Here is a 13,343-nt window from a genome sequence, read left to right as displayed (position 1 = left end):
GGTGCGGCTCCTTCGCAATGACAGGGATCAGCGCTGACTGATCGATACGTAGGTCAGCGTCTTGTGGTCAAGGGAGAGTCCGAGTACAACCTTGGCACTGTTCACCTGAGCAGACCAGTAAGGACGGGAATCAGGCGCATCCGGGTGGGGTGGATACATGGCGGATTCCTCCCAGATGATTTCCCCGAGCGCGATGCTCGGTGGCGCGACCTCAAAGACCAGGGTTGCGTGCGTAGGATCGTCGGCAGGACTTCTCAGCGTGATGTTCTGGATCTCGAGTCCGCCCAGATTGCCGCGTTCTGCGGTCCGCTCGTCCCTCAAGCCTTGTCGAGTTGGTTCTCCCAGGTGCGTGTGGAGCTGTTCATTCAATGCGTCGACATCATCAAAACGTACCTTGGTCAAACGCTCGATATCGTTCTTGAATCGCTCCATACCAGTTTCACTCCCTGATTCGACGGGCTGTCTTTGATTCAGATGATCTGATGGGGTCGGCGGCGCGGCACTCGAACATGCTGTCAGCACAAGCGCCGGAATAGCGATCGCGAGGCGACGACGCGCTGCGATCCAGAGGCGGCGCCGAAGTCCACCTTGCGATGAAGATGCGCATTTCTCGACCCATGCATTCATGAAAGCATCTCGCGCGCCAATGTCACACTCTTGAATCTAGCACAGCATTTTGTGAGTGCGGATCGGGTCCGCGTGAACAACGAGCTGCTGAAAGCGCACCTGATTCCGCTTTCCAATTTGAAAAGATGGGGCGCCGGCTGCGAGGGAAGGAGCGCCAGACGGAAGGCCGAGCACACCTCCATGCGCGCAATCCGATAGTTGAAAGACTGTAGCCGGTAGGCTACAGTCCTCCATGAAGATCCAGCGTACCCGTCAGTTCGCGACATGGATTGACGCTCTCAAGGACGTAACCGCACGCGCTCGCATCCTGGCCCGTATCGGTCGGCTCGCTGAAGGCCATCCCGGTGATCACCGCTATCTGGCGGATGGCGTTTCTGAATTGCGTATCGATGCAGGACCGGGTTACCGCGTTTACTACACCCAGCGCGGCAGGCAGTTGGTGATTCTCCTGGTTGGAGGCGACAAGGGTTCGCAGCAGCGCGATATAGAGAAGGCCAGGGAGATTGCGCGTGCCCTGTGAGCATCGAACGGGTTGCAGGCGAAACGACTCAATACCGAAGTGCCGGAGCTGTCCCATCATGGTCATCAAGAGAAAAGTTCAACTCAAAGCATTTGATGTGGCCGAGCATCTTCGAACGCCGGAGGAAATGGCCGCCTATCTCGACGCCTGCATCGAAGAAAGCGACGGCGATTCTGCCTTCATCGCCAAGGCGCTCGGCGATATCGCCCGCGCTCAGGGGATGAGCAAGGTTGCACGGGCGGCGGGTTTGTCGCGCGAGAGTCTGTACCGCGCACTGTCGGGCGAGCGCAGCCCGGATTTCGCCACCATCCTGAAGGTGACCCGGGCCCTGGGTGTGCGATTGCACGCCAGCGCTGTGTAAAGCATCAGGGCATTTCGCTCAAGCTCGGCGACTCAGAAAGTCTGGCGCGAACAGGTTCAATCAAACCGGATGATGCGGATCAACCCTCTTGTCGACGATCCGTCTCCGAAGGCGGCCAATGTGCCACAGGGGAACGCCTCCTTCGCACCGTCATAGTTGATGAATGAGATCGTGCAGTTCGTCCGCGTGCCGGGACGGATCCGGGTCATGGTTCTGTCATTCAATACGAAGCTGTACCACGTGAGTCGGGGACTCATGGAGAGCGCCATCGGGCGCGCGGTGGAGGCGATCAACTCGGGAACAGCGCCGCCGCGCGAATCCACTTCGTCCAGTCGCAGCTCAACGAGAACAGGTTTCAGGTTTGGATAAGGTGTGCTCATTCCAGAAGCGGGCCTGCTCGATTCGATAGCCACGGCAGTGACGTTGTGAACCTGTGCAACGGGGATCTCAATGTTCCGCATTATTGAGCCCTACCCACCTGCAACGCTACATACTCCGCCAGCCCCCGACAGGCCAATATCAGCCCTTCGCGCGTGCCATCGCCGATATCGTCTTTATCTTCCCCGTCTACGCGCACGCGCTCAGCGGCGTGATACAGCTCCAGCAGCGACACCAGGCCAACCGCAGCGCGATCCCTACGTGCGGCGGCCACGGCATCGCCAGGTGCGCCTGCCGACTCCTGCCACGGCTGTCCATCGGCGGCGTCACCGGCCTGGATGCGCTGCAGGCAGCCGGGCAGGTTGATCGGCGCGGGCGTCTCGTTGGCGGCAGCGAAAGCGGCCTCCAACGGCTGCGCCAGTTCGGGCGGCAGGCGCAGGGCCGCCTCGCCCAGGGTGGCGGTCAGGTACGGGTGATGGGTCTTGGGCATGCGGGCATCCTCGTCGGGAACAGAGGTGCCACCCGAAGAGGGTGGCGGGCGATGCGTGGCTTCCAAGACCGGGTCAACGAATCGGCGGGCACGAGGCCCCCACGCACCGCCCGCCGTCGATCGGCTAACGGATTGCCAGCCGGCGCCGTACTTGGGAGGACGACGCCGGCTGGCAAGCGTATACATCGTTGACAACACGGGCTTGGAAGTCCCGGCCACCCTTGGAGGTGGCGATTCATCATGCGCACGTGAAATCACCGCCTGCCAGTCGTTTGTTTCGATGGCATCGGGTGATCTGAAAGGAAAAATGAATTATCGCGTTTAGCCCGTTTCGAGCATCGCAATGCCAGAAGCGACATTTCGCGCGGAGCTGCAACCAACGATGAATCCTGGTGCGTCATTGCTGTAGCACGGCCTTTCATGGCCCAGGAAGTAAAGCTGGCTTAACTTCCCCGGCAGGGCTTCCAGAACACCCTACCAGACATGAATCCCCACGCGCGCCGTCCGGATCTTGATGTTTCTCACGGACAGCCCGCAACGCCCCACCGCATACTGCCGCCACGCGCCCAACCTGGGCCCCTTCGGGATCTGCACATGCGTCGCCATGCCCTGTCGCTCACCGCCGCACTGTTGTCCACCGCCTTCGTGGCCCCGGCCATGGCTGCGGTACCGTTCTTCAACGCCAGCTGCCCGGGCGGCATCGATGTTCACGCCGACGATGGCGGGCCGGTCTACGTGCAGGGCCGCGAGACGGCGTTGAAGCGCTTCAACGACCGTTATTTCGAAGCACGCGATGCCAACAGCGGCATCACCCTGTCGATCAGCCGCAACGATGACGGCTCGCCGCAGGTCAGCTACACCGGCCGGGGCGGCGCCAATGGCATTTGCCAAGTCAGTAGCAGTGGTGCGCCCGCGCCCGCCGCAAACAGCGCACGCCCTCGCGACGCTGCCGCCGGGGACGCCGCGCTGCCGCGCGAAGTCACCTGCGAGTCCACCGGCCAGCAGCAGGTGTCATGCGATCTGAATACCCGAGGCAACGTGGAAATCGTGCGCCAGCTCAGCCGCACCCGCTGCGAGGAAGGGAAGAACTGGGGGCTGGCGCGGCATTCGGTGTGGGTGAATGGTGGCTGCCGTGCGGTGTTCCGCAATGTGTCTTCGGTGACCACCCCCGCGCCCGCAGGCGATACCGCACTGGGCGCCTGCAACATGCGCAAGGGCGCGCAGGGCACGCTGGTCACCCAGATGCCGGTGGGCAGCGATTACCAGGAACTGATCATCGATTATCCCGACGGCCGCTTCCTGTGCATGATGCGCAACAACGGCCAGGTGCAGAGCCTGACGCCGGTTCGCCACCGCGGAAGCTGAGCGCGCTGCGGGCTGGGGCAGGCTTCAGCTGCAGGACCTATACAGCAACACCCACGCCAGCATCAGGGTGAACATACCAACGAAGGTCAGGCCGAACCACAGCGCGGCCACCTTCACGTTGCCGATCAACGCCGCCAGCATACGGTGCAGTTCGCTTTTCAGAATCGGGTATTCAGCGTGCGCCTTGCGCAGACGCTGCCAGCCCAACCCGAGGAATACCAGGGTCGAGAACGGCACCAGCAGCAGTGTCGCCTGCATCAGCCAGCCATTCGGCGACGCATCGATCGAGTTGCTCAAAAAAACCGCAAAAACGGCGACCGGCAGCGCCACGGTGAAAAAGCGTGGCCACGCGGTATTGATGAAGGGCGACATCGCAATCTTCCATGAAGGACGGTCGGGTCCGCGCGGCATCATGCCATGCAATGGCCCTGCTGCACCGCCGCGAGTGGTGTCACACAGCTCTGGCTAGACTGTGCTTCTTTTTCCGCGCAGGAGGCACCCATGGCCCATCCCATCTCCGTATCCCTGATTGGCGTTCCCACCGATGTCGGTGCGGGCCATCGCGGTGCCCGGCTGGGGCCGGAAGCGCTGCGCGTGGCGGGCCTGCCGGAGGCGCTGGAGGCGCGCGGCGTGGACGTGCGCGACCTGGGCAACCTGGATGGCCCGCGCAACCCGTGGACCGCGCCGGTGGAAGGTTACCGGCACCTGGATGAAGTGGTGGCGTGGAACCATGCGCTGATGGAAGCCAGCTATGCCGAACTGCAGGCCGGCCGCATGCCGATCATGCTCGGTGGCGACCACTGCCTGGGCATCGGTTCGATCACTGCCGTGGCACGCTGGTGCCGCGAGCAGGGCAAGACCCTGCGCGTGCTGTGGCTGGATGCGCATTCCGATTTCAACACCAGCGATGTCACCCCGTCGGGCAACATCCACGGCATGCCGGTGGCCTGCCTGTGCGGCCTCGGCCCGAAGGCGCTGACCCACCTCGGCGGCAGCGCACCGGCGATCACCCCGTCGCAGATGCACCAGATCGGTATCCGCTCGGTGGACCCGGACGAGAAGCGCCTGATCAAGACCCACAAGGTCGATGTGTACGACATGCGCTACATCGACGAGAACGGCATGAAGCGCGCGGTGGAGGCGGCGCTGGCCGGCATCGACGAGAACACCCACCTGCATGTCAGCTTCGATGTCGACTTCCTCGACCCCAGCATCGCGCCGGGCGTGGGCACCACGGTGCCGGGCGGGGTGAACTACCGTGAGGCGCAGCTGGTGATGGAAATGATCGCCGACACCGGGCGCATGGGGTCGCTGGACATCGTTGAGCTCAACCCCTTGCTGGACAAGCAGAATGCCACCGCTGAACTGGCCGTGGACCTGGTGGAAAGCCTGTTCGGCAAGTCCACCCTGATGCGCGACTGACCGCCTCTGCTGAACGGATTGCCGAACCGTTCACACCCGCTCCACGCCCCTGCCGCCAGATTGCACTTCACGCGGCGGCAGTGGCATTGGTGCCCCTCCCGCCGAGCGAAAGAATCCCATCCGCGAATGAAGCGGTATAGCGGCGAACCCAAGGAGAAGCCCATGAAGCGCGTAGTTGCCCTGATGCTGTTGTCGATGTTCTCGGTGGCCCTGCTGGCCGGTTGCAACACCGTGGCCGGTGCTGGCAAGGACGTGCAGAAGGCCGGTGAAAAGGTTGAGGACGCCGCCAAGGGCAAGTAAGCCCGGCGCGGAACGGAAAGAGAAAGGGCCGGGGACATCCCCGGCCTTTTTTGTGCGTGCTTTTCACTGGGTGATGTCGAAGCGTAGTGAACCATTCAAGCAGGTGAGCAGTGTTTTCATGGTCGGTTGACCGGCACCCAACGGCCGCTGCGCGAAGCTGGAGCCACGGTAAGAACGCCGTTGCAGCCAAGGATTCCCAGCAATGAACAAAGACATCATTTCCGGCAAGTGGTCGCAGCTGAAGGGCAAGGCCCAGGCCAAGTGGGGCGATCTGACCAACGACGATTTCGATGTGGCCGAGGGCAATGCCGAGTATCTGGCCGGTCGCCTGCAGGAACGTTATGGCTGGGCCAAGGACCGCGCCGAGAAGGAAGTCCGTGAGTTCCAGGACAGCGTGAGCAAGGACTACCCGGACTACAAGTAAGCGCTTCGGTTTCCCCCACAACACAACGCCCGCACCGAGAGGTTGCGGGCGTTGTGTTGTCTGGGCGGGAGGATCAGCGCGCCGGCGGGTCCGGCACGTAACGGTTGGGGAAGGCCTGCGGCTCGCGCGGCAGGCGCGAGGGCGAATCCACCAGGATGCCGCGTGCGCGCAGGTTGCGGGCGCTGTCGTAGCGCAGCTGCAGGACCTGCGCCGGGCTGCGGCTGGCGCGTTCGAAGTCGGTATCGCGTACCGACGACTGTTCGCGTGCGCCGTGGCCGGTGCCCAGCGCAGGGGCCTGCGACTTGCTGGCATAGCCCTCGATGCGGCTGGCGCTGGCGTCGGCCGCCGCTTCGGCCGTCGGGGCCGGTGCTGGCAGGCTACGGCGCAGGATCGGATCCGGACGCCAGCGGCGCGCTTCCTCGAACACGGCCACGCCCACCACGCCGATGTTGTCCGGGCGGCCGGTGCGGCTGGCATAGCTGCCGCTGGGGCTGCTGAACACGAACTGCGCCACTTCGTCCTGGCTCTTGCGCCAGCCGGTGATGTCGGCGCGCTGGCCGGGGTTGAGCACGTAGCCGGTCTGCGAGGGATCGGCATCCTCGCCGGAGATGGCGTTGACGCCGTCCACCGACAGCACCACCAGCACCCGGCGCGGGCTGTCGTTGTACAGGCGCACGGCGTAGCGGTGGCCGCGCTCGCCGGCCACCCAGCGCTGGCCCTCGGCGGGGTAGCTGCGCAGTTCGGTACCGCGGTCGCGGTCGACCAGGGACATGCGCACGGGGCCGCCCTCGTACACCGGCGGCGGCATGGGAGCCGGGCGGAAGCCGGCCAGGGGCAGGATCAGCAGCAGGGGCAGCAGGCGTTTCATCGGGCGTCTCCAGCGGGGTTGCGTGAATGAACGCGCCGCGGGCCCTGACGGGGTTGGTGGCGTGCAAGGTAAACTGGCCCCGTTCATCGAAGGTTACCCCACGCAGTCATGACCACCCGAGTCCTCACCGGCATCACCCCCTCCGGCACGCCCCACCTGGGCAACTACGTTGGCGCCATCCGTCCGGCCATCGCGGCCAGCCGCGCGCCGGGGATCGAGAGCTTCTTCTTCCTGGCCGACCTGCACAGCCTGATCAAGTCCCAGGACCCGCAGCGCACCCAGCGCGCGACCCTGGAGATCGCGGCCAGCTGGCTGGCTTGCGGCCTGGACCCGGAACACGTGTGGTTCTACCGCCAGAGCGACATCCGCGAGACCACCGAGCTGATGTGGTTCCTGACCGCCATCGCCAGCAAGGGCATCCTCAACCGCGCGCACGCCTACAAGGCGGCGGTGGACAAGAACCGCGAGGAAGGCGTGGACGAGGATGCAGGCGTCAGCGCCGGCCTGTTCATGTACCCGGTGCTGATGGCCGCCGATATCCTCATCTTCAAGGCCAACCAGGTACCGGTGGGCCGTGACCAGATCCAGCACATCGAGATGGCGCGCGATTTCGCCCAGCGCTTCAACCACGTGTACGGCAAGGAGTATTTCCCGCTGCCGGACGTGGTGATCGACGAGCAGGTGGCGACGCTGGCCGGCCTGGATGGCCGCAAGATGAGCAAGAGCTACCACAACACCATTCCGCTGTTCGTGCCGCGCGAGGAGCTGAAGAAGCTGGTGTTCTCGATCCTGACCGACTCGCGCGCACCGGGCGAACCCAAGGACACCGAGGGCTCGGCACTGTTCCAGATGTATCAGGCGTTCGCTACCCCGGAACAGACGGCGGAATTCGCCAAGGCGTTCGCCGCCGGTATCAGCTGGGGCGATGCCAAGCAGCAGCTGTTCGAGCGCATCGACAGCGAGCTGTCGCCGCTGCGCGAGCGCTACAACGCGCTGATGGCCGAGCCGGAGAAGATCGAAGCGCTGCTCAAGCGCCGTGGCCAGCAGCTGCGCGAGCGGCTGGCGGCACCGCTGCTGGAAGAGCTGCGCCATGCCGTGGGTCTGCGTGACCTGTCCAGCGCCGGCGACATCGCCAGCGAGGATGCCGGCGTGGCCCGCGTGGCACCGCCGCTGTTCAAGCAGTACCGCGAGAAGGACGGCCGCTTCTACTTCAAGCTGACCGCCGGTGACGGCACGCTGCTGATCCAGAGCGAAGGCTTCGATTCGCCGCGTGATGCCGGCCAGCTGATCGCGGTGATCAAGCAGGCCGAGCAGGGCGACCAGCTGCAGAGCGAACTGTTCAAGCTGGAAGCCGAAGTGGACGCCGTGCTGGCCGCGCTGGCCGTGCTGCGCGAAGGGACCTGATCGCCGGGCCTGCCTGCCCTTTGTAGAGTCGAGCCATGCTCGACTTTGCTCCGCCTCTGTAGAGCCGAGCCCATGCTCGGCTGGGCTGCAAAGCAGCCGAGCATGGGCTCGCCTCTACAGGGAAGCACTCCGCCGGCACGACCGTGGCACAGCGCCCGTGGCATGATGTCCGCGCGCCTCCGGCGCGATGACATGGAGTCTGCGATGGCCTGGTTGTCGCTGCTGCTGTTCCTGCCCTGGTTCCTGCTGCTGGGCAGCCTGTACTGGCTGTTCCCGCGCCAGCCGCGTACCCCGCGGCGGCGCCTGTTCGACAGCACCACCCTGGTGCTGGCCTTCGCCCTGAGCATCGTGTCGATGCTGTGGGGCTACCGCATCGGCGTGGTGCAGCCCGGCGCCGGACCCATCTGGCCGCAGGTGCTGGCGGTGCTGTATGCCTACGGCGCGTTCCTGGCGGTGCTGGTGCTGGCATTGATGCTGCGGCCGCGATGGCTGGACCGGTAGCCCCGCTTTTGTAGAGTCGAGCCATGCTCGACTTCGCGTGCCGCTGTAGAGCCGAGCCTATGCTCGGCTGATGCCTGACAGAATGGCAGCCGAGCGTGGGCTCGGCTCTACAGTAGAGCGCCCTCCGACCAAAGCCGCATCGAACCCGGGCCGCCTGCGCGCCTACCATGGTGTCTGTTCCCGATCCTGCCAGGTGCGTGCCGATGACCGCCGACCCCAGCATCCACACCATCGATACCGGCTTCCAGCGTCCCGACTTCGACGCGGCCTACCTGATCGTTGAAAACGGCCGCGCGGCCTTCGTCGACTGCGGCACCGGCCTTTCCGTGCCGGCCATGCTGCAGGCGCTGGCCGACGCGGGGCTGGGCGTGGACGCGGTGGACTGGCTGCTGCTGACCCATGTGCACCTGGATCACGCCGGTGGCGCCGGCCTGCTGATGCAGCAGCTGCCGAATGCAAAGGCGGTGCTGCACCCGCGTGGTGCGCCGCACATGATCGACCCGACCCGGCTGATTGCGGGTGCCACGGCGGTATACGGCGCCGAGGAAATCGCCCGCAGCTATGGCCGCATCGAACCGATTCCCGCCCAGCGCGTAGTGGTCGCTGAAGATGGCCACCGCATCGACCTGGCTGGCCGCGAGCTGGTACTGCTGCACACGCCGGGCCACGCGCTGCACCACTACTGCGTGTGGGATGCGCGCAGCCGCAGCTGGTTCACAGGCGATACCTTCGGCATCTCCTACCGCGAGCTGGACAGCACGCAAGGTGCCTTCATCTTCCCGACGTCGTCGCCGGTACAGTTCGACCCGGAAGCGATGAAGGCCTCGATCCGGCGCATGCTGGGCTACGGCCCGCAGGCGATGTACCTGACCCACTACGGTCGTGTGGAACAGGTGGGGAAACTGGCCGACGACCTGTTCGAGCAGATCGATGCGATGGCCGCCATCGGCCGCCAGTGCGATGGCCGGCCGGACCGTCACCGCTGCCTGCTGGCTGCACTGCAGGCGCTGTACCTGGAACGTGCACAGCTGCATGGCTGTGCGCTGGACGATGCGGCGGTGACTGCGGTGCTGGCGATGGACATCGAACTCAATGCGCAGGGCCTGGCCTGCTGGCTGGATCGCATCAGCAGGTAGATCCACGCCATGCGCGGGTGACGCCGCCCCAAGCCGCGCCGTGATGTCACGACCACGTTACACTCTGGTGACTTCCAAGCTAGCCGTGGTACTGCCGTGAATCCGATGCGCGTGTTGCTGCTGTCGTCCTGCCTGTTCGTCGGTGGCCTGGCCCATGCGGCCAATGACCTTCCCGGTGGCGGCATCGATCCGCAGGCACTGTCGCGCCACGTGCGTGTGCTGGCGTCGGATGAATTCGAGGGCCGCGCGCCGGCGACCGAAGGCGAAGAACGCACGGTGCAGTACCTGATCGAGCAGTTCCGCAGCTATGGCCTGCAGCCGGGTGGTGTGGATGGCAGCTGGGTGCAGCCGGTGCCGCTGGTGCGCGCGCAGCTTGATGGGCCGGCCAAGGCCAGCCTGTCGCTGAAGCAGGGCAAGCGCGCGCTGGCCAACGGCGTGGACGTGACCCTGCAGAGCCTGCAGCCGCGCAAGCGCGTGCAGATCAAGAACGCGCCGCTGGTGTTCGTCGGTTACGGCATCGACGCGCCGGAACGCCAGTGGAATGACTACAAGGACGTGGACCTGCACGGCAAGATCGCCGTCATGCTGATCAATGACGCGGATTTCGAAGCCGATGCGCCGGGCGCGTTCGACGGCAAGGCAGTGACCTACTACGGCCGCTGGACCTACAAGTTCGAGGAAGCCGCACGCCGTGGCGCCGAGGGCGTGCTGATCGTGCACGAGACTGCGCCGGCTGCCTATGGTTGGGCCACGGTGAAGAGCTCGGGCACCTCGCCGCTGTTCGACATCGAGCGCAGCCAGGCTGAAGCCATGGCGCAGCACACACCGCTGCGCGGCTGGATGCAGCGCGAGCTGGCTGAGGCGATCTTCGCCGACGCGGGCCTGGACTTCGACGCCGAGAAGCGCAAGGCGATGCGCGCCGACTTCCGTCCGGTGGCGCTGGATAACGCGAAGCTGAGCGTGGACTTCGCACTCAAGCGCGAGCAGGTGGTGACCCGCAACGTGGTGGCCAAGCTGCCCGGCGGCGAGCATGGCGACGAGGCGGTGATCTTCTCCGCGCACTGGGATGCGTTCGGTATCGGCCAGGCCGATGCCAAGGGCGATCGCATCCGCCGTGGTGCGATCGACAACGCCACTGGCGTGGCCACGGTGCTGGAACTGGGCCGCGTGTTCGCCGCCGGCCCGCAGCCGCAGCGCACGCTGTACTTCGTGGCACTGACCGCTGAAGAGAAGGGCCTGCTGGGCGCCAGCTACTACGCCACGCATCCGCTGGCGCCGCTGGACAAGACCGCTGCAGTGCTGAACATCGAAATGTTCAGCCCGGATGGCCCGACCCGTGACATCGCTTCGTGGGGCAAGGGCCGGGTGTCGTTGGAAGGCGATCTGGAACGCGTGGCCAAGGCCCGCGGCCGCAGCTACAGCCCGGACCCGAACCTGGAGGCCGGCTTCTTCTACCGCGCCGACCACTTCGCCTTTGCGCGCCTGGGCGTGCCGGCGATCACCATCGGCCCCGGTCTGGACAAGCTGGACGGCGGCGTAGAAGCCGGCCGCGCGCTGCGCGAGAAGTACTTCGCCGACTGCTACCACCAGGCCTGCGATGCCTGGACCCCGAGCTGGGATCCGAGCGGCCACGCCGCCGATACCCTGCTGGTCTACGACCTGGGTGCCGAGCTGGCCAACAGCCGCCGCTGGCCGACGTGGGAAAAGGAATCGGAGTTCCGCAGCGCACGCGACAAGAGCGAAGCCGCCCGCCGCTGAGGTAGTGCCGGCCGCTGGCCGGCAACCTCGTGAACCTTCGGAAAGAATGTGGAGTTGCCGGCCAGCGGCCGGCACGATCGCGCGCTCGTCAGCGCCGGCGCAACAGCGTCCATGCGCCCCAGCCACTGGCAGCGAGCGCGGCCAGATAGCACGCCACCATCGTACGCAGGCCAACCGGTGATCCTGCGTTGATGCCGCGATGCAGGCGCAGCTGCAGCGAGCTGTGGCCGCTGCCCAGGTCCACCGCCAGCTGCAGCGCCAGCGCGCCGCAGAACACCAGCAGGGCGATCCCGAATCCGATGCGTGGCCACGCGGCCTGCGCGTTGGGACGGCGCAGCAGCCAGGCCAGTGCCGTGGCTGCGGCCAGCGTCGCCGCGATCCACATCAGTGGCGTGGCGGGAGACGCAGCGGCCACCGGCATTGCACCGGTGGCCGCAATTACGGCAACGCGCTTACTTGCGGGTGCCGTCGAGCCAGTTCGGGCCCTTGTTGGTAAGGAAGAACACATAGACCACCAACGATACCGCGATCGTGGCAGTTACGTAGATAGCGAACCAGTCGACATGGCCGGTCTTCAGCGCGCCCTGGTACAGCAGCGGGGCGGTGCCACCGAACAGCGAGTTGGCCAGCGCGTAACCCAGGCCCACGCCCAGTGCACGCACGTGGGTGGGGAACAGCTCGGCCTTCACCACCGCGTTGATCGAGGTGTAGCCGGTGAGGATGACGAAGGCCATGGCCAAGGTCAGGAAGGCCAGGGTGGCGTCATGCTGGTGCGGCAGCTGGGTGATCAGGTACCAGCTGTACAGCACGCCGCCGACGCCGAAGAACACCAGCAGGGTCTTGCGGCCGATGATGTCCGACAGCCAGCCGCCGACCGGCTGCAGCACCATCAGGAACGCCAGCACGCCCAGGTTGATCAGGGTGCCGGTCATCGGGTCGTTGCCGGCGAAGGCGCTCTGGATCATCTTCGGGCCGTTCACCGAGTAGGTGTAGAAGGCCACGGTGCCACCGGCGGTGATCAGGAAGCACAGCAGCAGCGGGCGCCACTGGTGCACGAACAACTCGTACATCGAGCCGGACTTCTGTGCCTTGCCTTCGCGTGCGGCTTCGATGGACGATTCCGACAGCGACTCGTCCATGCCCCGCCGCAGCCAGAACACCACCACCGCGGCGATGCCACCGATGCCGAAGGCGATGCGCCAGCCCCACTCGGAGATCTCCGGCTTGCCCCAGAAGGTCAGCATCAGCAGCAGGGTCAGCTGGGCCAGCACATGGCCGCCAACCAGGGTGACGTAGTGGAAGGAGGACAGGAAACCGCGTCGGCCGGGAATGGCCGCCTCGGACATGTAGGTGGCGCTGGCGCCGTACTCGCCACCGGTGGCGAAGCCCTGCAGCAGGCGCGCGAACAGCAGGATGACCGCAGCCCAGATGCCGATGCTGGCGGCGGTGGGGGTGATGGCGATGAGGAACGAGCACAGCGCCATCAGCGTGACCGAGACCGTCAGCGCCAGGCGGCGGCCGTGGCGGTCGGCGAAGCGGCCGAAGAACCAGGCACCGATCGGGCGCATCAGGAAGGTCGCGGCGAAGATCGCCCACACGTACAGGGTGGAGTTCTTGTCGTCCTGCGAGAAGAACTGCGATTCGAAGTACACGGCGAACACCGAGTACACGTAGACGTCATACCACTCCACCAGGTTGCCGGCGGAGCCTTTGAGGGTGTTGGAGATCGACCGCCGCAGGGCAGCGCGGTCGTTTGCGGGTACGGCAGGTTGGGACGTGGTGCTCATCT

Annotated in this window: 17 protein-coding genes; 10 read left to right on the top strand and 7 right to left on the bottom strand. The window is 65.5% G+C overall.

What is annotated here, in order from left to right; all coding sequences use genetic code 11:
- Nucleotides 1-27 precede the first annotated feature (27 nt).
- Complete coding sequence (locus tag N5D45_RS08615) at nt 28-627, bottom strand: hypothetical protein (RefSeq protein WP_197656826.1); 600 nt, start codon at nt 625-627, stop codon at nt 28-30.
- A gap of 232 nt (nt 628-859) precedes the next feature.
- Between N5D45_RS08615 and N5D45_RS08610 the strand changes: the two genes are divergently transcribed.
- Both N5D45_RS08610 and N5D45_RS08605 read left to right on the top strand, forming a co-directional pair.
- On the top strand, nt 860-1,147 hold the full coding sequence (locus tag N5D45_RS08610) for a type II toxin-antitoxin system RelE/ParE family toxin (protein WP_010486984.1): 288 nt from the start codon (nt 860-862) through the stop codon (nt 1,145-1,147).
- Nucleotides 1,148-1,205: 58 nt separating this feature from the next.
- On the top strand, nt 1,206-1,508 hold the full coding sequence (locus N5D45_RS08605; protein WP_099559694.1) for an addiction module antidote protein: 303 nt from the start codon (nt 1,206-1,208) through the stop codon (nt 1,506-1,508).
- 56 nt (nt 1,509-1,564) lie between these two features.
- Here the strand turns inward: N5D45_RS08605 and N5D45_RS08600 are convergent, their stop codons facing one another.
- Both N5D45_RS08600 and N5D45_RS08595 read right to left on the bottom strand, forming a co-directional pair.
- Nucleotides 1,565-1,888 carry a hypothetical protein gene (locus N5D45_RS08600; RefSeq protein WP_197656825.1) on the bottom strand — a complete coding sequence of 108 codons (324 nt, stop codon included), beginning with the start codon at nt 1,886-1,888 and terminating at the stop codon, nt 1,565-1,567.
- Between the two features lie 80 nt (nt 1,889-1,968).
- Nucleotides 1,969-2,376, bottom strand: coding sequence for a hypothetical protein (locus N5D45_RS08595; RefSeq protein ID WP_228355033.1), 408 nt, complete (start codon nt 2,374-2,376; stop codon nt 1,969-1,971).
- A 594-nt stretch (nt 2,377-2,970) separates the two neighbouring features.
- Here N5D45_RS08595 and N5D45_RS08590 point away from each other — a divergent pair.
- A complete protein-coding gene (locus tag N5D45_RS08590) occupies nt 2,971-3,741 on the top strand; it encodes a DUF3011 domain-containing protein (protein WP_197656823.1) in 771 nt (256 codons plus the stop codon).
- 24 nt (nt 3,742-3,765) lie between these two features.
- On the opposite strand, the gene N5D45_RS08585 is transcribed toward N5D45_RS08590, so the two are convergent.
- Nucleotides 3,766-4,152, bottom strand: coding sequence for a hypothetical protein (locus N5D45_RS08585; RefSeq protein ID WP_228355034.1), 387 nt, complete (start codon nt 4,150-4,152; stop codon nt 3,766-3,768).
- Nucleotides 4,153-4,242: 90 nt separating this feature from the next.
- Here N5D45_RS08585 and rocF point away from each other — a divergent pair, with 90 nt between their 5' ends.
- From rocF to N5D45_RS08570, 3 genes are all read left to right on the top strand, one after another.
- A complete protein-coding gene (gene rocF / locus N5D45_RS08580; RefSeq protein ID WP_043401829.1) occupies nt 4,243-5,163 on the top strand; it encodes an arginase in 921 nt (306 codons plus the stop codon).
- A gap of 162 nt (nt 5,164-5,325) precedes the next feature.
- Nucleotides 5,326-5,463, top strand: coding sequence for an entericidin A/B family lipoprotein (locus N5D45_RS08575; protein WP_014035659.1), 138 nt, complete (start codon nt 5,326-5,328; stop codon nt 5,461-5,463).
- A gap of 202 nt (nt 5,464-5,665) precedes the next feature.
- The gene (locus N5D45_RS08570) at nt 5,666-5,887 is read left to right on the top strand and encodes a CsbD family protein (RefSeq protein ID WP_004137109.1); all 222 of its coding nucleotides are present in this window, start codon (nt 5,666-5,668) and stop codon (nt 5,885-5,887) included.
- Nucleotides 5,888-5,960: 73 nt separating this feature from the next.
- On the opposite strand, the gene N5D45_RS08565 is transcribed toward N5D45_RS08570, so the two are convergent.
- A complete protein-coding gene (locus N5D45_RS08565) occupies nt 5,961-6,755 on the bottom strand; it encodes a hypothetical protein (protein ID WP_049409951.1) in 795 nt (264 codons plus the stop codon).
- A gap of 108 nt (nt 6,756-6,863) precedes the next feature.
- On the opposite strand from N5D45_RS08565, the gene N5D45_RS08560 reads away from it, so the two are divergent.
- From N5D45_RS08560 to N5D45_RS08545, 4 genes are all read left to right on the top strand, one after another.
- Nucleotides 6,864-8,159 (top strand): tryptophan--tRNA ligase, encoded by a 1,296-nt coding sequence (locus N5D45_RS08560; RefSeq protein ID WP_049454344.1) that lies wholly within the window; start codon nt 6,864-6,866, stop codon nt 8,157-8,159.
- Nucleotides 8,160-8,363: 204 nt separating this feature from the next.
- Nucleotides 8,364-8,660 (top strand): hypothetical protein, encoded by a 297-nt coding sequence (locus tag N5D45_RS08555; protein WP_049409948.1) that lies wholly within the window; start codon nt 8,364-8,366, stop codon nt 8,658-8,660.
- Between the two features lie 203 nt (nt 8,661-8,863).
- Nucleotides 8,864-9,796, top strand: coding sequence for an MBL fold metallo-hydrolase (locus N5D45_RS08550; RefSeq protein ID WP_057503839.1), 933 nt, complete (start codon nt 8,864-8,866; stop codon nt 9,794-9,796).
- Between the two features lie 105 nt (nt 9,797-9,901).
- Nucleotides 9,902-11,554 (top strand): M28 family metallopeptidase, encoded by a 1,653-nt coding sequence (locus N5D45_RS08545; RefSeq protein ID WP_057503840.1) that lies wholly within the window; start codon nt 9,902-9,904, stop codon nt 11,552-11,554.
- Nucleotides 11,555-11,642: 88 nt separating this feature from the next.
- Here the strand turns inward: N5D45_RS08545 and N5D45_RS08540 are convergent, their stop codons facing one another.
- Together N5D45_RS08540 and N5D45_RS08535 are read right to left on the bottom strand one after the other, a co-directional pair.
- Nucleotides 11,643-11,939 (bottom strand): hypothetical protein, encoded by a 297-nt coding sequence (locus N5D45_RS08540; RefSeq protein WP_010486965.1) that lies wholly within the window; start codon nt 11,937-11,939, stop codon nt 11,643-11,645.
- A gap of 67 nt (nt 11,940-12,006) precedes the next feature.
- Nucleotides 12,007-13,341, bottom strand: coding sequence for an MFS transporter (locus tag N5D45_RS08535; protein ID WP_164193173.1), 1,335 nt, complete (start codon nt 13,339-13,341; stop codon nt 12,007-12,009).
- Nucleotides 13,342-13,343 lie beyond the last annotated feature (2 nt).

This window comes from Stenotrophomonas sp. GD03819 (assembly GCF_029841665.1).
GTDB lineage: Bacteria > Pseudomonadota > Gammaproteobacteria > Xanthomonadales > Xanthomonadaceae > Stenotrophomonas > Stenotrophomonas geniculata.
The sequence above is the reverse complement of the archived record's forward strand: the minus strand, read 5'-3'. Positions and strand labels throughout refer to the sequence as shown.